Consider the following 21,062-nt stretch of genomic DNA (forward strand, 5'->3'; position numbering starts at 1 on the left):
GCGCCTATCAGCCGACAATGGCTCCGGTTCTGTCCCCCACACCTGAAACCCTCGTCACGCGGGGCTGGCCCGACTACGCCCTGCTCGACAGCGGCGACGGTCGCAAGCTGGAGCGCTATGGCCGCCACACCGTGGTCCGGCCCGAGCCCCAGTGTTTCTGGTCGCCGCGCGATCCCGAGGCCTTCACCCGGGCCGACGCGATCTTTGACCCGCAGGACGAGGACGACGACGGGCGCTGGCGTTTCGCCGACGGCGCGATCGCCGACTTCCCGCTGGCCTGGCGCGATGTTCGCTTCACCAGCCGCTTCACCCCGTTCCGCCATCTGGCCTTCTTCCCCGAACAGGCGGCCAACTGGGACTGGCTGGACGGCCGCGTTCGCGCGCTGGTCAAGGAACGCAAGGACGGGCCGCGCCCGAAGATCCTCAACCTGTTCGGCTATACCGGTGTCGCCAGTCTGGCCTGCGCTGCCGCCGGGGCCGAGGTCACCCATGTCGACGCCTCCAAAAAGTCGGTCGCCTGGGCCCGCGAGAACGCCGAACTGTCCGGCATGTCGAACAAGCCGATCCGCTGGATCGTCGAGGACGCCCGCAAATATGTGGCCCGCGAGGTCCGCCGCGGATCGAAATACGACGGCATCATCCTCGACCCACCCAAATACGGACGCGGCCCGACCGGTGAGGTCTGGCGGCTGTTCGAGGACCTGCCCGGTCTGGTGACCGACTGCGCCGCCCTGCTGGGCGACGACGCCTCCTTCCTGCTGCTCAACGCCTATGCCGCCCGCATCTCGGGCCTGTCCCTGGCCCATGTGATGGCCGAGGCTACCGCCAGCCGGGGTGGCCGGATCGACTGGGGCGAACTGGCCCTGGCCGAGGACGGCAAGGACGGCCGCGCCATCGGCCTCAGCTTCTTCTCGCGCTGGAGCGACCGGTGAGCGACGACCGCCTGATCACCTCCCTGACCAATGACACGGTCAAGGCCGTGCGCGCTCTGCATATGCGCAAGGAACGCGAGGCCACCGGCCGCTTCCTGGCCGAGGGGCTGAAATTCATCGGCGAGGCGCTGGATCAGGGCCGTACCCCCAGCCTGCTGATGGTCGGGATGGAGGCGCGGCCGCATCCGTTGCTGGACCGGGCCATGGCCGAGACCCGCGCCGCCGGTGGCGAAGTGGTCACCGTCACCCACCCGATCCTCGAAAAGATCAGCCGCCGCGACAATCCGCAGACCGTGCTGGGCGTGTTCGACCAGACCTTCGTTAAACTGACCGACATCGACCCCGCCTCGGCCCCCTGCTGGGTGGCGCTGGAGCAGGTCCGCGACCCCGGCAATCTGGGCACCATCATCCGCACCGCCGATTCCGCCGGCTGTGGCGGGGTGATCCTGATCGGCGACTGCGTCGACCCCTATTCGGTCGAGGCCGTGCGCGCGACCATGGGCTCGGTCTTCGCCGTGGCCATCGCCCGCTGCACCGCCGAGGCCTTTCTCGACTGGCGCGCGACCTGGCCCGGCAGCGTCATCGGCACCCGACTGGACGCGACCCACGGCTATCGCGACGCGCCGGTGCGGACTCCGGCCCTGATCCTGATGGGCAATGAGCAAGCCGGCCTGACCGACACCCTCGCCGCCGCCTGCGACGTCAACGTCAAGATCCCAATGCGCGGCCGCGCCGACAGCCTGAACCTGGCCGTGGCCACCGGGGTGATGATTTATGCGGTGACGGACGGACCCTAGCCGAGCGGAACGGCCAGCGTCGCCTTGTGGCGTTTCTTCACGAAACTGGTCTCGAACCGCCGCACGACGGGTTGTTCGAGCACGGACAGGGTGAAGGCATTGAACACCTCCATGTCGGCGGCCACGACCAGCAGGACGATGTCGAAGGCCCCGGCAATATCGAGACACAGCTGGACCTGCGGATGGGCGATCAGGCGCTGACGCAGCCGATTGCTCTCGTGCGGGACGTGGCTCTCCAGCTGGACATGGATCACCGCCGACAGCGGATGGCCCGCCGCGGTGTCTGACAGGACCGCCGTCTCGACCTCGATCGCTCCTTCGGCCCGAAGTCGCCGCACACGACGGGCGACCGCCGAGGACGAGCGGCCGACCTGTTCGGCCAGCCGGTCCGCCGTCTGCAGATTATCCCATTGCAGACACATGAGGAGCGCCCGGTCCAGTTTGTCCAACACACGCGTCATCTGTCACTCACCGGCGATGTTTGCCAGAATTTGGCATTTCGACGTGAACGAATGCCCGAAATGTCCGCCGCTTCCAAGCGATAACAGGGCATCAAACCAAAGGATTCCTCCGCATGCGCTTCGTCGCCTTTCTGATCGCCATCGCTCTCGCCGCGACCGCCCTGCCCGTCCGGGCGCAGGCTCCATCACCGTCGGCCGCCGCGCATACCATTGAGCCCGCAGCCGTCGTGGCCGAGGTGCGCAGGGTGATCGGCGAACGCTATGTCCTGCCGGAGCGCCGGCCGGCGCTGGACGCGGTGCTGGCGGAGGGTCTTGCCTCGGGTCGCTACGCCGTCACCGACGGCGAGGTCCTGGCCGAACGGATCAACGCCGATCTCGATCGGGTCGGGCAGGACAAGCACCTGAGCTTCCGCTTCGATCCGCGCGAGGCCGCCATGCTCGCGGTCGGGTCGGTCGAGGAACCCGGTGACAATGCCGTCTTTGAACGGCTGGTTCGCCAGGCCAACCACGGGGTCACCGAGTTGCGTGTGTTGCCGGGCAATGTGCGGCTGATGACCTATGACGGTTTCCACTGGATCGGGGCCGAAAGCGCCGCCGCGCTCGACACCGCCATGCGTTTTCTCGCGGGCGGCGACGCGGTGATCATCGACTTGCGCGGGAACGGCGGCGGCAACCCCGAGGCGGTGCAGTATATCATCAGCCGGTTCCTGCCGGTCGATACGCCGCTGGTCACCTTCTATATGAACGGATCGGCCGAGGCTGATGGCTTTGCGGCCCTCCCCGTGCCACCCGAGCAACAGATGATCGGCAAGCCGCTCTATGTCCTGACCAGCGGCGGGACCGGGTCGGCGGCCGAGGAATTCACCGGCCACGTCGCCGGCTATCACCTGGGACAGATCGTCGGAGCCAACACAGCCGGGGCAGCCTTCCGCAATGACATCGTCGCCGTCGCCGACCAGTTCGTGTTCAGCGTCTCTGTCGGCCGCGCCGTGCTGGCGTCGACGGGTAAGGACTGGGAGGGGGTCGGTCACGCGCCGACGATCACGACCGAAGTACCGGCGGCCCTCGACGTCGCCCACGCCACCGCGCTGCGAACCCTGGCTGCCACCGCGCCCGCCGACGAACGCCCGGCGCTGGAGGCCGTGGCCGAAGCGATGGAGGCCCGAGCGCTCGGGCGCACGCCGGACCTGGCCCTGACGGCCTATGCCGGTGTCTATGGCGAGCGCAGTCTCACCACGGACGGCGTGCGGTTGTTCACGCAGCGCGGCGGCCGCCCGCCGATCCCGCTGATCCCCCTCGGCGGTCACCGCTTCGCCGTCGAAACCGCGCCGGCCATGCGGATGGTGTTCGAGGCGGCGGGCTCGACCATTCAGGCCATGACGGTCGACTACGCCGGCGGTCCCGCCCAGCCGCGGGTCGAACGTACCGACGCTCCCCGCTGATCGTCAGGTTCCGCGCGGTTTGACCCGGTTGGTCGGCGGGGCCTCGGCCGGGTTCTCGGGCCACGGATGGCGGGGATAGCGGCCGCGCATCTCGGCCCGAACCGCCGCCCACGACCCGGCCCAGAAGCCCGGCAGGTCCTTCGTCACCTGCACCGGCCGCCGCGCCGGTGACAGCAGGGCCAGGGTCAGGGGCACGCCACCAACGACCGGATGCGTCGTCACGCCGAACAGTTCCTGCACGCGGATATCGACGCGCGGCCCGCCCTCGGCGGCATAGTCGATCGCGGCACTGCCCAGCGGTGTGGTCAGCCGCGCCGGAGCCAGCTCGTCCAGTGCCCTGTGCCGGTCCCACGGAATCAGGGTGCGCAGGCCCTGTTCCAGTGCCGCATCACCGATACCCGCCAGCGACTTCGCCGAGTCCAGCAGGGGCCACAGCCAGGTCTCGCGCGTCGTCTCCAGCCCCGCATCCGTCACATCGGGCCAGCCGTCGTCCAGGGTCCGCAGAAAGGCCAGTCGCGCCCGCAATGCCCCGGCCCGTTCGCCCCAATTCAGGCTCGACAGTCCTCCGGCCTCGACCTCGGCCCGCAGCGCCGCGGTGATCGCCGCCCGATCTGGCGCACCGGTGACCTTTTCGTCGACGACAATGGCTCCCAGTCGCCGGATGCGCCGCATCTCCATCCGTCCCGACGGGACCTTCGTCAGCCGGTCCTCGATCGTGATCCGGTGTTCCAGCGTCGCGGGATCGACCGGCGCGGCCAGCCGGATACGATCGTGCGCCTCGCCCCCGCCCATTTCGGCCACGGCCAGCCACGGTTCGCGCGCCAACGTTTCGGTCGGGTCAAGAAAGGCTCCGCGACCCGAGGCCAGCAGCATCTCACCCGGCTTACCCCGCGCCCGCGCCACCCGCTCGGGAAAGGCCTCGGTCAGCAGGAGCCCGGGATCAACGGAGCCCCCCTTGCCGCCCCCGGCGGACCGGGCCCAGCGTTCCGCCAATTTCATCGCATCGCGCGCCCGCGGCGACCGATCCTGCCGCAACTGCCGCAGTCGCTCGCCCAGGTCCGGGTCCCGACCGCCCAGTCCGGGTTCGCTCAGGATCGCCGCGATCCGCCCGCCGGTCAGGGCGTCCCCGGCGTCAGACGCCACCGCCATAAGATGGGCCAGACGCGGCGTCAGCGGGATGCGGATCAATCGCCGCCCGTGCGCCGTCAGACGCCCCTCCCCGTCCAGCGCTCCCAGCCGGGCCAGCACCGCCCGTGCCTCGGCGAAGGCTCCGGCCGGCGGCGCGTCCAGCAGGGCCAGCCGCTCGGCCGTGCGTGCCCCCCACCGTGCCAGATCCAGGGCAAAGCCGGTCAGGTCGGTCTCCAGAATCTCGGGCCGCTGGTGCGGGACCAGACCGCGGGTCTGTTCCTCGTCCCACAGCCGGTAGCAGACGCCCGGTTCGGTTCGCCCGGCACGCCCGCGCCGCTGTTCGGCGGACGAGCGACTGACCTTCACCGTCGCCAGTCGGGTCAGGCCACTGGACGGCTCGAAGCGCGGCACCCGCGACAGCCCCCCGTCGATCACCACCCGCACTCCCTCGATGGTCAGGCTGGTCTCGGCCACCGAGGTGGCCAGCACCACCTTGCGTCGACCGGATGGCGACGGCTCCAGCGCCCGGTCCTGTTCAGTCTTGTCCATGGCCCCGTACAGCGGCACCACATCGACGGCCGGATCGCGCAGCCGCGCCTTCAGCACCTGGGCCGTGCGATGGATCTCGCCCTGCCCCGGCAGAAAGACCAGCACCGAGCCCGTCTCATCGCCCAGCGCTTGCACTACCGCCCGGGCCATCGCCTCTTCCAGCCGTTCGACGGGATTGCGCCCGGCATAGCGGGTCTCGACCGGGAACATCCGCCCCTTCGCCTCGATCACCGGGGCCCCGTCCAGCAGCCGGGCCACCCCCACGATGTCCAGCGTCGCCGACATCACCAGCAGCCGCAGATCCTCGCGCAATACCATCTGGCTATCCCGCGCCAGGGCCAGTCCGAGGTCGGCGTCGAGACTGCGTTCGTGGAATTCGTCGAACAGCACGACGCCGACACCCTCCAGACCGGGGTCGTCGAGGATCATCCGGGTGAAGACGCCCTCGGTGATCACCTCGATCCGGGTGTCCGGTCCGATACGACTCTGCAGCCGGGTGCGATAACCGACGGTCTGACCGGGCGTCTCACCAAGGGTCGAGGCCATGCGCGCTGCTGCCGCCCGCGCCGCCAGTCGTCTCGGCTCGAGCACCAGAATTTTCGCGCCCGCCAGCCACGGCTGATCCAGCAGGGCCAGCGGCACGACCGTGGTCTTGCCCGCGCCCGGCGGGGCGGCCAGCACCACTGTACCGTTCGCCGAAAGCGCAGTCTTCAGCTCCTCGAGAACGGCGTGAATGGGCAGCATCCCGCGGGTCTAGCCGCATCGGGACGCATCACGAAAGCGTCGTGATTTATTCACCTTGCGTAAACCGCGTTGCCAGCCGGGTCCGACGCCGCTAGCGTCCGCGACATTGAAGGCGGCCCGGGGAGGGTTTGCCGTATATAGGGGGCGAGACTCTATGTCCGCAGAAGGCCTTAGGCCCAAGGGGAACCGCCTGTTCCTCAAGAAATCCGTAGCCCAGATCCAGAAAGAGGCCGCCAAGAGCGAGCTGAAACGGTCCCTGGGTCCCATCAACCTGATGAGTCTGGGTATCGGCGCCATCATCGGTGCCGGTATCTTCGTGCTGACCGGTCAGGTCGCTGCAGACTATGCCGGTCCGGCCATCATGCTGTCCTTCGTGGCCGCCGGTATCGCCGTCGCCCTCGCCGGCCTCTGCTACGCCGAACTGGCCTCGACCATGCCGGTCTCGGGCTCGGCCTATACCTATGCCTACGGCACCCTGGGCGAGATCTTCGCCTGGATCATGGGCTGGCTGCTCGTCCTCGAATACGGCATCGCCGCCTCAACCGTCGCGGTCGGTTGGTCCGGCTATGTCGTGTCGATCATGGGCGATTTCGGTCTGTCCCAGACCCTGTTCCCGGCGATCCAGTACGCTGGTCAGGAGGGGGCCATGTGGGCCACCCCGATGATCGAGGCTGTTCGCGCCGATCACGGCACGGTCCTGGCCGCGACGGGCACCTTCAACCTGGTGGCGGCCATCGGCATCGCTGCCGTGTGCAGCCTGCTGGTCCTGGGTGTCAGCGAGTCGGCGAACGTGAACAACGTCATCGTCGTCATCAAGATCATCGTGCTGCTGACCTTCATCGGCGTCGGCATCTCCTATGTGAACCCCGACAACTGGCATCCGTTTATTCCCGCCGCCGACCCGGCCGTTCCGGGTCGCTACGGCTATGACGGCATCATGCGCGGGGCGGCGATCATCTTCTTCGCCTACGTCGGCTTCGAAGCGGTTTCGACCGCTGCGGCCGAGGCCAAGAACCCGTCCCGGGACGTGCCGATCGGCATCCTCGGCGCGCTGATCGTCTGCACTGTCATCTATATGGCCGTCGCCGCTGTCATGACCGGCGTGGTTCCCTATGCCGAGCTGAGCAGCCCGGCCCCCGTCGCCGTCGCCATCGACCGTATGGGCCTGCACTGGGCCGATATTCCGCTGGCGGTCGCACCGGGCGGTCAGCTGAACCTCATCAGCTTCCTGATCAAGATCGGGGCCATCACCGGCCTCAGCTCGGTCATGCTGGTGCTCTGCTACGGTCAGACGCGCATCTTCTACACGATGGCCCGTGACGGCCTGCTGCCGCGGGTCTTCGCCATCATCCATCCGAAGTTCCGCACCCCCTGGCTGGGCACCATCCTGCTGGGCGTGCTGATCGCGACAACGGCGGCCTTCCTGCCGATCAGCCTGCTCGGTCAGCTGGTGTCGTTCGGCACGGCGGTGGCCTTCTCCATCGTCTGCCTGTCGGTCATCTATCTCCGGGTCAAACACCCCGAGCTGCCCCGTCCGTTCCGGGTTCCCGGCGGTATCTTCACCGCCCTGCTCGGCATCGCCGCCTGTATGTATCTGGCCTGGAAGAATTTCCAGCCGATGCTGGAGTCGGCCTTCCCGACACCGGACCAACTGGCTGCCGGTGCCATCGCCGACCCGCTGACCCTGCAGCTGCTGGGTGGCTACGCCGCCATCGGTGCCGTGATCTATGCCGTCTACGGCTTCTGGCACTCCAAGCTGGCCAAGGGCATCGACATCACCGAGGACGTCTCGCTCGAAAGCGCTTCTGACGCCTTCGTGCATGGTGTCGACCCCAAGGTCCACGACCCCAAGGACTGATCCTCGATCAGCCCCTGAAACGAGAGAGGCCCGGGAGCGATCCCGGGCCTTTTTCATTGTCCGCATTGCCCACCGCGTCGTGCTCGCCTTTGTTGTCACAGGCCTTTCCATCGGCGGGAGGGCGTTGTCGGGAGTTTTGTGCAGTAGCGCCGCAATACATCCGCGTCAGATACGTGGGCATAGCGGGCGGTCGACGTGATGAAGTCGAACACCGGACGGTGCCTGAACCCCGGCGCGGACCGTCTGACCGAGCGGCCGCAGATTGGGTTGGCACGACCTACAGCCCCCTTCTTCCCAAGGCGGACCAATCCCCCGCTTGTTGCGGTCGAATTCCCGCCAAAGGCGAGGTACCGGGATCGACAAGCACAGGAGTTGTGACCCTCGTCGGAATGGTGCATTTGTTTGAATGCCAAGGCCTAATCCTGCCCGACCTGAGGCCGGTCGCCTGTTCGTAGTATGCTTTTTCAGGGAGCGGTCCTGGGTATTTTGGGGAGCCGCCTGTCATGTCTTCGATCAATTCCCGTGAGTCTTTCGGCGCGCGCACGTCCTCGTTTGTGATCGATTCCAGGGCCTCCGGCCTGATCCGCACGGGCCTGCTGGGCGGTACGGCCCTGGTCGCGGCGGGTCTGGTCGCGACGGGGGCCATGGCCCAGACCTATGTGGTTGGCGGCAGCCCTGTCGTGCTCAGCGGCGGCGGGACGGTGATCGTCAATGCCGATATTACCGCCATCACTCACGCCCTTGAACTCACAGGAGCCTTTGCGATCGAGGTCCGTACCGGTGTTCAGATCAAGGCGAACCAGCAGGCCTTGCGCCTCATTGGCTCCGGTAGCAGCGCGACCAATTTCGGGGCCATCACGTCGTTGGTTAACGGTTCAATCCCAATCCTCTTTTTAACACCCGACTCCGTCAACAACCGTGTCATCAACGAGGTCGGTGCTTCAGTTGTTTCGTCAAACGGCACGGTCATTTCCAGCCGCGGAGTGCTGACCCTCATCAACGCTGGATCGATAACCTCTGTTACCTCGACGTCGGCGTTACCGCCGGCGGTTGTTGCCGATGGCGCGCTGACCCTCACCAACAATACCGGCGGGACAATTTCAGGCGCCCAAGGGGTACTTGCCCTGGGGGTGGGCACGGTGACCAACGCCGTGGGCGCGACGATCACCAGTTCTCTTCTTCCCGCCGTTTATCTCACCGGTTCTGGATCGGTGCTCGACAATGCCGGGTCCATCTCAGTGAACCCCGGTTCGGCTTCGGCCGTGCAATTTTCTGGTTCTGGAACGGTCGTGAACCGAACGGGCGGAACCATCTCCTCCGCCCGTGGCAACGGCTTGCGGATGGACGGGCCGGGCGCATCCGTCACCAACGCCGGTTCGATCGAGGGGGGCACAATTGGCGTGCTCCTGCTCGGAACAAATGCTGTCCTGAACAACAGCGGCACGGTCAGCGGTGGTCTGAACGGCGTGCGCCTCGACGGCGGCACGAGCACGATCACCAACCAGTCTGGCGGTGTCATTGGCCTCATGCCCTCGAGCGGCATGTCCACAGCCATCCTGCTGACGGGGGCGGGCTACACTCTGAACCTGGAGGCCGGATCGACCGTCAACGGCATGATCGACGCCTCGACCACGACAGGTCTCAACACCGTGACCATCGGCGGCACAGTAACCGGCACCTATTCCGGTGGCTCGGGGTCCGATGCCGTCACCCTGCTGGGCGGGGCGACTGTCGCAGCACTACTGGGGGGAGCCGGTGACGATTCCCTGAGCTTGAGCGGCCTGGCCGACGGCACGCTGAATATCGGCCTGGTGTCCGGTTTCGAGAGCCGGACGATGAACGGAGACGGTACCTGGACTCTGAGCGGGGTGGACGCTGAAGCCGTCGACTGGACCCTGAACAGCGGCACCCTGCGTCTAACCGGCGGCCAGTCGGTCAGCGACAGCGCCGGCATCCGGGTCAATACCGGCGCGGCCCTCTCGGTCGGTGCCAGTGAGACCATCGGGGCCCTGAACGGCACTGGTAATGTCGCGATCAGCTCAGGATCTTTGACCTTTGGCGGCGTGACGTCGGTCTTTAGCGGCACCCTGTCCGGCGGCGGTTCGCTGGTCCATACGAGCGACCTGTTCAGCCTGTCAGGCAATCATACGCTGCAGTCGCTGAGCAATACCGGCGGTGAGCTGCGCTTCGTCGGCACCACCACCGGCGACGTTGCTGTCACCGGTGGCAGCTTGACCGGGACGGCCACGATCGGTGGGGCCCTTACGGTCTCCAACGGCGCGACCCTGTCGCCCGGTGTGGTTGGTCAGGCCAGCAGCATCGGCCGTCTCTCGGCCGGTAGCCTGACCCTGAACGGCGGCACCCTGTCGCTGGGCGTGCTGGGTACGGCCGGTGGCAACCTGTCCGACACCCTGGTGATCTCGGGCACAGCCAATCTGACCGGCGGCCTCATCGCCCCGACCTTCCTGGCCCCGGCCGGCGGCTATGATTTCGTGACGCACTATACGTTCCTGACGGCCGGCCAGCTGGTCGGCACCTTCGGCAACGGCGTCGAGTTCACCGCGGCGACAGGGCAGACGGGGATGTACTGGCGGGTGGTTTATGACCGGACCCCGAATGCGGCAGTGCTGGAACTGCGCAAGCTGACCGACTTCACTCTCGAGGTCGACGGCAGCGGCAACCAGAAAGCGGTCGGCCAGGCCCTGTCGAGCGGTCAGCTTGAGGCATCGGGCGACTGGGCCGGGGTGCTGGATCTGTTGTCCGGCCTGAACGGCACGCAGCAGCAGGCGGCGTTCGACAACCTGGGCGGCGAGGCCCTGGCCGATGTCTCCACCTCGATGTTCGCCGCCAATGATGCCTTCCTTGGCGCTGTCCGCGACGGCAGTGCCACCCACACGCCGGGTTCGGCTCCGCTCAGCTTCGCCAGCGCCTTCAGCTTCGTCGGCGGTCGCGACGGCGCGGCGGCCATGGTCACCGGCGTGCTCGACGCTTTTGACCCGTCGGCCGAGGCCGGTACGGGGCGCGGTGGCTGGATCTCGGTCCATGCCAGCGACATCGATCTTGAGGGCAAGGCCGGACAGGCCGATCTACAGACACGGCTGAACGGCTTCGTCGGCGGCTATGCCGTCGGCACCGGCGACTATGTGCTGGGCGCGGCGGCCGGGGCGACGCGGGTCGAGGGCAATGTGGCCGAACGACAGTCCTCCTTCGAGAGCGACCTGATCCATGCCGCCGGCTATGTGCGCTTTGACAACGGACGCTGGGCGGCTGACCTGACCGCCTCGGCCTATGGCGGCGAGATCGACAGCCGGCGCACGGTGACCGTCGGGGCCTTCACCGGACAGGCCACGGGCCAGACCCATGGCGAGGGCCAGTCGGTGTCGCTCAGCGTCGCCCGCCGCATCGCCAATGAGCGCGGCGGTGCGGTCTCGGTCGGCCTGATGGAGACGATATCGCGCAGCACGATCAACGGCTTTACTGAACGGGCCGCCGGTGGCCTGTCGCTGGAGGTCGCCAACCAGGAGCGCAACTGGCAGACGACGCAGCTGAACCTGCGCGGGACCCAGGACTACCGGCTCAGCGGCGGCCAGCCGATGCGGCTGTACGGCGGCATCGGGGCGCTGGTGACCACGGGCGACCGTGAGGCCGCGGCCGACATGCGCTTCAGCGGGGCCGGGACCGGCTTCGGCGGCTTTGTCATCAAGGGGGCCGAGGCCCCGCCGCTGGCCGGGGTCGCTGAGTTCGGCATGGAATACCAGGCCCGCAAGGGCCTGACATTGTCGGCCGGTTATCGTGGTGTGGTCAGCGCTCGCCTGCGCGACAACCAGTTCGGGGCCCGCTTGAGCGTCCAATGGTAGGTGGTGACCTGCCCCTGAGAATTTCTTCCCCTCGGCGCTAGAGTATTGCCGGTGCCGTCGTTGATCGGAACCGAAGTCGTGACCAATTGCGGGACGGCGGCGATCTCGGCCGGGGCCTGTAGGGCTTACCCGCACAACGCTTCGCATGTCCGCGATCTGTTGCGGGCTTTGCCGTCTTGTTAGCCCGGCTCAATGCCCCTAGAACCCCCGCCAGACCTAAGCGCGGATGTGGCGGAACTGGTAGACGCACTGGATTTAGGTTCCAGCGCCGCAAGGCGTGGAGGTTCGAGTCCTCTCATCCGCACCATCGTCACCGCCCGCACCGGCCCGGTCGCGGGTTTTCTTTTGCACCAATCGTTCTTGATTTGTTCCATTTCTCGATATAGCCTTTGTCATGGCTCCAGTCGCAAGGAAAGGGCGCGGTGCCCGCACCAACGCCAGTGGCCGGTTCGAACCGGTGGTCCACGAGGCCGTCGATGACGGCTGGACCGACGAAGACCAGACCCCCGCGCCCCTGCGCACCACCCTGACGCCGGAACACGCCCGCACCATCATCACCAAAAACACCAGTCCGGATGTCGGTTTCGACCGCTCCATCAACCCGTACAAAGGTTGCGAACATGGCTGTATCTACTGCTACGCCCGTCCGTCCCATGCCTTCATGGGCCTATCCCCGGGCCTGGATTTCGAGAGCCGCCTCTTCTTCAAACCCGAAGGCGCGCGTCTGCTGGAACAGGAGCTCGCCGCCCCCCGCTACCGATGCAAACGCATCCACCTGGGCGGCAACACCGACCCCTACCAGCCGGTCGAGCGCGATCTGAACATCACCCGGGACCTGCTGCAGGTCCTGCAACGCTTCAACCAGCCGTTCAGCATCATCACCAAATCGGTGCTGATCGCCCGCGACGTCGACATCCTCGGCCCGATGGGCCGCGCCGGCCTGACCCAGGCGATGGTTTCGATCACCACCCTCGACCGCGCCCTGGCCCGGACCATGGAGCCGCGCGCCTCGACCCCGACCAAACGACTCGAGGCGATCCGCAAGCTGGCCGACGCCGGCGTGCCCGTCGGGGTCGGTTTCGCCCCGGTCATCCCCGGTCTCAACGATCATGAGCTGGAATCGGTGCTTGAGGCTGCGGCCGCAGCCGGGGCCACCTCGGCCATGTATGTGATCCTGCGCCTGCCGCTGGAGATCAAGGATCTGTTCCGCGAATGGCTGGCCGACGCCCGCCCCGACCGTGCGGCGCGGGTCATGTCGCTGATCCGCCAGACCCGCGGTGGCAAGGACTACGATCCCGACTGGTCGCAACGCATGCGCGGCACCGGCCCCGTCGCCGACCTGATCGCCGCCCGCTTCAGGGCCGCCGTTAAACGCTATGGCCTCGATACTCCCCGCCTCCCGCTGGACGTGACACAATTCCGGGTGCCACCCGACATGAAGACGCAGATGGATCTCTTCGACCTCCCTTCCCCCCTTGCGGGGGAAGGTGGCTCGCAGCGCGAGACGGATGGGGGCCTGCCGGATGCAGCCTGAGCAAACCATCAGACGCGCGCGCCGTCTGCGCAAGACGACGACCCATGCCGAAACCTACCTCTGGACCCTGCTCCGTGACCGGCAGCTCGATGGCCTTCGCTTCCGTCGCCAGGTTCCGATCGGAGACTATGTCATCGATTTCGCCTGTCTGTCGGCGCGGTTGATCGTCGAAGCGGACGGCGGGGTGCACGTGTTGAGGACTTTTGACGACGGGAAGCGGGACGCCTGGCTCCGGAGTCAGAATTTTACCGTGGTCCGCTTCCGTAACGCGCAGATCATGGATCGGCCGCATGAGGTTATAGCCGCCATCCGTGCGGCGGCCACACCCCCATCCGAGCGGCTGCGCCGCCCACCTTCCCCCGAAATGGGGGAAGGGATCGCAACACCTTGTCCTTCCCCCCCTTGCGGGGGAAGGTGGCTCGCAGCGCGAGACGGATGGGGGCCTGCCGGATGCAGCCAGAATCGCCGATCAGGTGCCCCGCCGTCTGCGCAAGGTGCTGATCCCCGCCAAGACACACCTGCGGACCCGAATGCCCGGCACGAGAAAATTGCTGACATCCCTGCGGGAGCAACACCCCCATCCGAGCGGCTGCACCGCCCACCTTCCCCCGAAATGGGGGAAGGCGTTCGAGGCGCCTAGTCCTCCTCAGCCCCCGCCGGATCGATCGCGCGGGTGACCAGATCGCGCCAGACCGGGTCCGTATCATCGACCAGATCGACATCCTCCAGCAGGGCCACGGCCCCGCCGCCGTCGGGCAGGATCAGGCCCAGAACCTCCATCTCCTCGCCATCCGGGCCCAGATGCGTCTCGGCTTGGACCGCCACAGCCGCCTGTTCACCGTCGTCGTCCCACCAGATCAGCGGCTGGGGCAGATCCATCGTGATCGTCCGCGGATCGTCGGTGTCGCTGAGCGCGAACACCGCCCGGCGCGCCTGCACATCGTCCAGAGTCGCTACGGCTCCGATGAACGGCACCAGCCGGTTCCAGTCGTCAGCGTCGAATCCGCCGCCGTCCTCGTGGGGCAGGTTGTCATTCATCGTCATCGCCGGAACACCCCGACCAGCTCGACATGGGCCGACCACAGGAACTGGTCGATCGGCGTGACCCGCTCCAGCACGAAGCCGGCGTCGATCAGCACCCGGGCGTCGCGGGCGAAGGTCTGGGGGTTGCACGACACGCCGACGACCACGGCCGCCCTGGTATCGACGATCTGCAGCGTCTGATCGATGGCCCCGGCGCGCGGGGGGTCAAACACGATGGCGTCACAGCCCTTCAGGTCATGCGGCGTCAACGGGCGGCGGAACAGGTCGCGGGCCTCGGCCGTAATCGGCCTCAATCCGGTGGCGGTGCCGAGCCCGCCCTTCAGGGCCGCGATCCCCGCCGCCGAGGAGTCGGCCGCCAGCACCGGGGCCACCGTCGCCAGCGGGAAGCTGAACGCCCCCGAGCCGCAGAACAGGTCGGCGATCTTCTTGGCCCCATTCACCGCCGCCACGGCGCGCTCGGTCATGGCCGCCTCGGCCTCGGGGACCGCCTGCAGGAAGCCTCCCGGCGGCAGGGGCACGGTCGCCGGGCCGAACATCACCGTCGGCTGCCGCATCATCGCCAGTGTCTCCCCGGCCAGGCTCAGCCGGGCCAGGTCGGCGATATTGGCAGCGCGGATCGCCTGCATCTGCCGGTCGCGCGACAGACCACCCGACTTACGTTCGACCCCGGTCACATCGACGTCCAGTCCGGTCAGGGTCAGCGTCACATGCAGGGTGGGGGCGGATTTCGGATGCTCCAGAAAGGCCTCGGCCACCCGGGTCAGGGCCGGAATGGCCGCGACCAGCCGCGGGTCGGCCACCGGACAGGCGCTGATCTCGACCAGCCGCCATGACTTGCGCGCCTTGAACCCCAGGATCACCCGGCCACCCGTATCGCGCCGGGCATGCAGGGCCAGTCGCCGCCGCGTGCCCGGGGGCACGGCCACCGTGGCCTCGATTTCAGTCTCGATACCTTCGCGGGCAAGGGCCAGCCGCACCTGCTCGCGCTTCCAGTCCAGATAGGGGCCGCTGGCCCAGTGCTGCAGGGAACAGCCGCCACAATCGCCATAATGGGGCGAGACCGGTGCGATCCGCTCGGCGCTGGGCTCGACGATCTCGATCTCCCCGGCGCGGCCGTCCCGAACCACGGCGCGGACGGATTCGCCCGTCAGGCTCAGCGGCACGAACACCGGCCCGTTCAGGGTCTCGGCAATGCCGTCACCCTGGGCCCCCATCCGGGTGATCTTCAGCAGTGTCTTGGGCTCGGGATCGGTCATACCTGCCTTCTAGCCCGCCCGCCTCGCGTGAGAAACCTGAACGAAGATGAACGGCTTGCTCAATGGCCGTTCAGCTTCACCCGCCTATTTCTCGACCTCCCAGACAGGGGCTCGAACAATTCGGCACCCAGGTCTGTCCCAGGGAAACAGGATCACCCCGATGTTTGAGCGTCTTACCCGAAACGCCGCCGCTGTCGCCGCCCTCGCCGCCGCCGGTGTGATGATGGTCCCGGCCGCGGCCGCGGCCCAGTCCTACGGCTATCAGGGCCAGACCCGGAACTATGGTTCCGGTGCCTATGCCCAGCCCTATCAATATGGACGCTATGACCAGAACGGCTATGGCCGTCAGGCCACCGATCCCTGCGTCCAGGGACGCCAAACTGCCGGTGGCCTCGTCGGGGCCACGGTCGGGGCCATCGCCGGCTCACAGATCGCCGCCCGTGGCCGTCGCACCGAGGGCAGTATCCTCGGCGGTGTGCTCGGGGCCGTTGTCGGGGCCAGCGTCGGTAACAGCTCGGCCCAGGGCTGCGACAACAACCGCGCCTACGGCAATACCGGATACGGAACCAACACCGGCTACAACTCCGGCTACGGCACCAATGCCGGCTACGGCGCCAACACCGGCTACGGCTCCAACGGCTACGGCTATGACAACCGGGCCTATGACCGCAGCGGCTACGGCGACCGGACGTATGACCGGACCTATAACGACAACCGCTACGCTGGCTACGGCCAGACCGGTGCCTATCCGGTTCAGGACACCCGTTATCAGAACACTGACCAGTGCCGCCTCGCCGAGAGCCGCATTCGTCTGCCTGACGGTCGGGATGAGGTGCGCTACGTCCGCACCTGCCCCGACCAGAACGGCCGCTATCGCGTCGTCGATTAAATAACAGCCCCCCTGTCGATCGACGACGTGACGGGAGCCGCCGGTGGAGAAATCCGCCGGCGGCTCTCCTACGTCCGGGCTAGACCATTTTTGTTTCAGGTCGACTCGACCTGAATCCAAAAAATGGTCCAGATTCAAACTGGAGCAAAATCTGAGCCGAGTTGGACTGCGTCCAACTCAACCGATTTCGCTCTAGCGTTTTTGCGCCCACAACAGGAATTCGACGTTGCCGTCACCGCCCGTGATCGGGCTTTCGGTCGTCTCGCGCACCGTCCAGCCCACGCTGTCCAGCCAGGCGCTGACTGACGCCACGGCCTTGCGATGCGCCTCGGGATCCTTGATCACCCCCTTCTTGCCCCCGCCGCCGGGCCCCTCGGCCTCGAACTGCGGCTTGACCAGGGTAACCAGATCGGCCCCGGCCGCGGCCAGAGCCAGCGCCGCCGGCAGCACCTTGGCCAGACCGATAAAGCTGGCGTCGCAGACGATCAGTTCCGGGGTCTCGGGAATCAGCTTCGCGGTCAGGGTCCGGGCGTCTGTCTTCTCCAGATTGACCACCCGTTCGGCCGCCGCCACCCGCGGATGCATCTGGTCCGAGCCAACGTCGACGGAAAAGACCCGGTGGGCCCCACGCGCCAGACAGACTTCGGTGAAACCGCCGGTCGAGGCCCCGATGTCCAGCACCACCCGCCCCTCGACCGGTACCGGCCACAGACCCAGGGCGTGATCCAGCTTCAGGCCGCCACGCCCGACCCAGCGATGGGCATCAACGACGGTCAGCACCGCGTCATCCGGAATGGACTGGGACGCGATCCGCGCCGGAACACCGTTGATGGTCACACCGCCGGCCTCGATCGCGGCCCGGGCCTTGGACCGGCTGTCGGTCAGCCCCCGGGCGACCAGCAGCTGGTCCAGGCGAACCCGTTTCATCCCATCTCGTCCAGCCGGGCCAGGGCGGTCTGCAGCCGGCTCCTGCCGTCCTCGGCCTCGGCCAATTTGGCGCGCTGTTCCTCAACCACCTCGGCGGCGGCCTTGGCCACGAAATTGGGATTGCCCAGCTTCTTGTTGAAATGGGCGATGTCACTGTCGAAGACGGCGATCTCCTTGCCCAGCCGGACGCGTTCGGCCGCCACATCCACCAGCCCCTCCAGTGGAATGAAGGCCGACGCCCCGCCGACCAGAATGGCGATCGAACCCGGCGGCTGGCTGGCCACGGTCGAAATGCCGCTCAGCCGGGCCAGGGTCGTGATCAACTCCGCCGACGCGTCAAACTGCGCCTGCAGCTCCGGCGTCGGATTGAACAGGGCCAGAGTCATCTTCACGCCTGCCGGCACGCCGATGTCGGCCCGGCTGGAGCGTAGCTGGGTAACCACGCCGATCAGCCAGTTGATCTGTTCCGAGGCCGCGGCGTCGCGGTAGCTGTCGGGCAGCTCCGGCCAGGCCGCGCCGATCAGCATCGGCTCGGTACGCGCCGCCCCGTCCCCGGCCAGCTGGGCCCACAGCTCCTCGGTGATGAAGGGCATGACCGGGTGCATCAGTTTCAGGGTCTGATCCAGGGTCCAGGCGGTCATGGCCCGGGTCTCGGCCTTGGCCGCCGCGTCACCGGACTGGAACACCGGCTTGGCCAGCTCCAGATACCAGTCGCAGAACACGTTCCAGACGAACCGGTACAGGTGCGAGGCCGCGTCATCGAAACGCCCACCCTCGATGGCCTTGGCCACCGCCCGCTCGGCCTGGACCAGTTCATCACGGACCCAGCGATTGAGGGTCTGCTGCACTCCGGCCGGATCGAACCCGGCCACACGCCGCGCCTCATTCATCTGGGCGAAGCGCGAGGCATTCCACAGCTTGGTGCCGAAATTACGATACCCTTCAATCCGCTCCCGGGACAATTTGATGTCCCGTGTGCCCGACAGGATGGCCATGGTGAAGCGCAGGGGGTCGGCTCCCAGCTCGTCGATGATGACCAGCGGGTCGATGACATTGCCCTTGGACTTGCTCATCTTCTGGCCCTTCTCGTCGCGGACGAGGCCATTGATGATCACCCGCTTGAACGGCACCACGCCGTCCATGAAGTGCAGACCCATCATCATCATCCGGGCGACCCAGAAGAAGATGATGTCGGCCGCCGTAACCAGATCGCTGGTCGGATAGAAGCGCTCCAGATCTTCGGTCTTGTCCGGCCAGCCCATGGTCGAGAACGGCCACAGGGCCGAGCTGAACCAGGTGTCGAGAACATCGGGGTCACGAAGCACATAGATTGGATAGTCGGGATGGTCGCGACCCAGCTCTGGAACCCCGGCTTGCTCTAGCAGGGTGTGAGCGTCCGCCCAGGAACTGACCTCCACAAACTTGACGCGAGAATCGCGACCATCAGCGGCCCATTTGGCCTCCCATTTTGCACGGAAACCCGCGTAAAGCCCCTCAAGTTGAACCTGAACTTCGTCCCAACTCTCGGCGACACAGTGTTCGTAGCCTGACGTGCTTGGATACTCCGGTAGCCCCGTTTCCGGATCAGGCTTTGGAATATACCAGGCCGGGATCCGATGGCCCCACCACAGCTGGCGGCTGATGCACCAGGGCTCGATGTTGCGCAGCCATTCGAAATAGATCTTCTCGTAGCTCTTCGGCTCGAACTCGGTCGCCCCCGTCTCTACGGCCTTGATCGCCGGCTGGGCCAGGGTGTGGGCGTCGACGTACCATTGATCCGTCAGCCACGGCTCGATCACCACACCCGAGCGGTCACCGTGCGGGATGACGTGGCGGGTCTTCTCGATCTCACGCAGCCAGCCCTCGGTCTCGGCCCGGGCGACGATGGCCTTGCGCGCCGCGAACCGGTCCATGCCGTCATAGTCTGCGGGCACGTCGGGCGTATCGGCGGCGGTGATGCGTCCATAGGCGTCCATGATGTTCAGCGCCGCCAGCCCGGCCCGCTTGCCGACCTGAAAGTCGTTGAAGTCGTGCGCCGGGGTGATCTTGACCGCGCCCGAACCCTTGGCCGGATCGGCATAGGCGTCGGCGACGATCGGAATCCGCCGACCCACGATCGGCAGGGTCACGAATTTCCCGACCAGTCCGGCATAGCGCTCATCATCCGGATGCACCGCGACTCCGGTATCACCCAGCATGGTCTCGGGCCGGGTCGTGGCCACGACGATGAAGTCGCGCGTTTCGAACTCGGTGGCCTTGCCATCCTCGTCGAAGGCGACCGGGTGCTCATAGCTGACCCCGTCGGCCAGCGGATAGGCGAAATGCCAGTAGGATCCCTCCATCTCGCGCTGCTCGACCTCGAGGTCGCTGATCGCGGTCTGGAAATGCGGATCCCAGTTGACCAGTCGCTTGTCGCGATAGATCAGGCCTTCCTTGTGCAGCTGCACGAACACCTTGCGCACGGCCGCGTTCAGCCCCTCGTCGAGGGTGAAGCGCTCGCGGCGCCAGTCGCACGACGCACCCAGCCGGCGCAGCTGCTGCACGATGGCCCCGCCGCTTTCGGCCTTCCATTCCCAGATCTTGTCGACAAAGGCCTCGCGGCCCATCTCACGCCGCCCGACATTGCCCGCGGCCGCCAGCTGGCGCTCGACCACCATCTGGGTGGCGATACCGGCATGGTCCGTGCCCGGCAGCCACAGCACCGCCTTGCCCTTCATCCGGTGATAGCGGGCCAGGATGTCCTGCAGCGTGTTGTTCAGCGCGTGGCCGACGTGCAGCGACCCGGTGACGTTCGGTGGTGGAATGACGATCGAATAGGCGTCATCGGCCCCGTCGGTGGCCTTGGCGGCGCGCGGCGCGAACAGGCCGCTCTTCTCCCACGCCTCATACAGGCGGGGTTCGGCAGCCTTGGGATCGAAAGTCTTGTCGAGCATCAGCGAAATCGATTCGGAATAAGGAAAGGGCGGCCCCACCGGAGCCGCCCTCTCTGATCTAGTCTGTGGTGACGCGAAGGGCTAGCCGGCGGAACGGGCGATACGTTCAACTTCCTTGCGGACCTGGGCCTCGACGATGCCGGGCAGGTTGGCGTCGAGCCACTCCTTCAACATCGGTCGCAGCAGGGCGCGGGCCAGATCATCGATGGTCAGGCCACCGGATGACGCCTCCGAACCCGGCCGCATCGTCGCGGCCAGTCCGGCGAAGGCCGAGGCCGCGCTGGCCGCGGCGGTGTCGCCAACGATCGGGTCATAAGAGGGTTCGGGCTCCGGAGCCGGGTCAGGCTCGGACGGGAAAGGCTCGGGTTCCGGCTCGGGTTCCGGCTCAGGCTCAGGCTCGGGTTCCGGTTCGGCCGGCTGTTCCGCCGACGGATCGACCACATCCAGATCCCCGATGGATTCGGCGGCGGGGGCCTCATAAGGCTCGGTCAGTTCCAGAACATCGTCGTCCGCGGCGATCTCTTCGGGTTCGGCTTCCGCTTCGACAGCTTCGACAGCTTCAGGCTCGGGCTCGGGCGCAGCCTCCTCGGCCGCCGGCGATTCGGCGGCCTCTGCAGTCTCGGCCGGAGCGTCATCCTCGGAAATAATCCGGCGAATCGACGCCAGGATTTCCTCCATCGTCGGTTCCTGGGCGGTCTGGTCGGTCATGGC

The 21,062-nt window shown here is 66.9% G+C and carries 15 protein-coding genes and 1 tRNA gene; 9 read left to right on the top strand and 7 right to left on the bottom strand.

What is annotated here, in order from left to right; genetic code table 11:
• The first annotated feature begins 17 nt into the window (after positions 1-17).
• Positions 18-932: a class I SAM-dependent methyltransferase gene (locus AAC050_RS09955; RefSeq protein ID WP_339914924.1), complete on the top strand. Its 915-nt coding sequence runs from the start codon at positions 18-20 to the stop codon at positions 930-932.
• A 62-nt stretch (positions 933-994) separates the two neighbouring features.
• Entirely contained in the window at positions 995-1,729 is a 735-nt protein-coding gene (locus tag AAC050_RS09960; protein WP_339914974.1) for an RNA methyltransferase, read from the top strand.
• Here AAC050_RS09960 and AAC050_RS09965 read toward each other — a convergent pair.
• The gene (locus AAC050_RS09965; RefSeq protein WP_339914925.1) at positions 1,726-2,190 is read right to left on the bottom strand and encodes an Lrp/AsnC family transcriptional regulator; all 465 of its coding nucleotides are present in this window, start codon (positions 2,188-2,190) and stop codon (positions 1,726-1,728) included. The genes AAC050_RS09960 and AAC050_RS09965 overlap by 4 nt on opposite strands.
• Positions 2,191-2,303: 113 nt before the next feature.
• Here AAC050_RS09965 and AAC050_RS09970 point away from each other — a divergent pair, with 113 nt between their 5' ends.
• A complete protein-coding gene (locus AAC050_RS09970) occupies positions 2,304-3,632 on the top strand; it encodes a S41 family peptidase (protein WP_339914926.1) in 1,329 nt (442 codons plus the stop codon).
• Between the two features lie 3 nt (positions 3,633-3,635).
• On the opposite strand, the gene hrpB is transcribed toward AAC050_RS09970, so the two are convergent.
• On the bottom strand, positions 3,636-6,053 hold the full coding sequence (hrpB, locus tag AAC050_RS09975) for an ATP-dependent helicase HrpB (RefSeq protein WP_339914927.1): 2,418 nt from the start codon (positions 6,051-6,053) through the stop codon (positions 3,636-3,638).
• Between the two features lie 154 nt (positions 6,054-6,207).
• On the opposite strand from hrpB, the gene AAC050_RS09980 reads away from it, so the two are divergent.
• From AAC050_RS09980 to AAC050_RS10000, 5 genes are all read left to right on the top strand, one after another.
• Positions 6,208-7,911 (top strand): amino acid permease, encoded by a 1,704-nt coding sequence (locus AAC050_RS09980; protein ID WP_339914928.1) that lies wholly within the window; start codon positions 6,208-6,210, stop codon positions 7,909-7,911.
• A gap of 503 nt (positions 7,912-8,414) precedes the next feature.
• Positions 8,415-11,768: an autotransporter domain-containing protein gene (locus tag AAC050_RS09985; RefSeq protein ID WP_339914929.1), complete on the top strand. Its 3,354-nt coding sequence runs from the start codon at positions 8,415-8,417 to the stop codon at positions 11,766-11,768.
• Between the two features lie 222 nt (positions 11,769-11,990).
• A tRNA-Leu gene (locus tag AAC050_RS09990) sits at positions 11,991-12,075 on the top strand.
• An 87-nt stretch (positions 12,076-12,162) separates the two neighbouring features.
• Positions 12,163-13,302 (top strand): PA0069 family radical SAM protein, encoded by a 1,140-nt coding sequence (locus tag AAC050_RS09995; protein WP_339914930.1) that lies wholly within the window; start codon positions 12,163-12,165, stop codon positions 13,300-13,302.
• Complete coding sequence (locus tag AAC050_RS10000; protein WP_339914931.1) at positions 13,292-13,942, top strand: DUF559 domain-containing protein; 651 nt, start codon at positions 13,292-13,294, stop codon at positions 13,940-13,942. Before AAC050_RS09995 ends, AAC050_RS10000 begins: the two co-directional genes overlap by 11 nt.
• Here AAC050_RS10000 and AAC050_RS10005 read toward each other — a convergent pair.
• Positions 13,939-14,340 carry a hypothetical protein gene (locus AAC050_RS10005; RefSeq protein ID WP_339914932.1) on the bottom strand — a complete coding sequence of 134 codons (402 nt, stop codon included), beginning with the start codon at positions 14,338-14,340 and terminating at the stop codon, positions 13,939-13,941. The two genes, AAC050_RS10000 and AAC050_RS10005, sit on opposite strands and share 4 nt — an antisense overlap.
• A 2-nt stretch (positions 14,341-14,342) precedes the next feature.
• The gene (locus tag AAC050_RS10010) at positions 14,343-15,602 is read right to left on the bottom strand and encodes a class I SAM-dependent RNA methyltransferase (RefSeq protein WP_339914933.1); all 1,260 of its coding nucleotides are present in this window, start codon (positions 15,600-15,602) and stop codon (positions 14,343-14,345) included.
• A 160-nt stretch (positions 15,603-15,762) separates the two neighbouring features.
• Here AAC050_RS10010 and AAC050_RS10015 point away from each other — a divergent pair, with 160 nt between their 5' ends.
• Entirely contained in the window at positions 15,763-16,491 is a 729-nt protein-coding gene (locus AAC050_RS10015) for a glycine zipper 2TM domain-containing protein (protein WP_339914934.1), read from the top strand.
• Between the two features lie 192 nt (positions 16,492-16,683).
• Here the strand turns inward: AAC050_RS10015 and AAC050_RS10020 are convergent, their stop codons facing one another.
• The 3 genes from AAC050_RS10020 to AAC050_RS10030 all read right to left on the bottom strand — a co-directional run bounded on the left by AAC050_RS10020 (position 16,684) and on the right by AAC050_RS10030 (position 21,059).
• Positions 16,684-17,418 (bottom strand): TlyA family RNA methyltransferase, encoded by a 735-nt coding sequence (locus tag AAC050_RS10020; protein WP_339914935.1) that lies wholly within the window; start codon positions 17,416-17,418, stop codon positions 16,684-16,686.
• Positions 17,415-20,351 (bottom strand): valine--tRNA ligase, encoded by a 2,937-nt coding sequence (locus AAC050_RS10025; protein WP_339914936.1) that lies wholly within the window; start codon positions 20,349-20,351, stop codon positions 17,415-17,417. The genes AAC050_RS10020 and AAC050_RS10025 overlap by 4 nt, the downstream gene beginning before the upstream one ends.
• Positions 20,352-20,432: 81 nt before the next feature.
• Complete coding sequence (locus tag AAC050_RS10030; RefSeq protein WP_339914937.1) at positions 20,433-21,059, bottom strand: DUF2497 domain-containing protein; 627 nt, start codon at positions 21,057-21,059, stop codon at positions 20,433-20,435.
• Between the last annotated feature and the right edge of the window lie 3 nt (positions 21,060-21,062).

The sequence above is a fragment of the uncultured Brevundimonas sp. genome, from assembly GCF_963974615.1.
Classification (GTDB): domain Bacteria; phylum Pseudomonadota; class Alphaproteobacteria; order Caulobacterales; family Caulobacteraceae; genus Brevundimonas.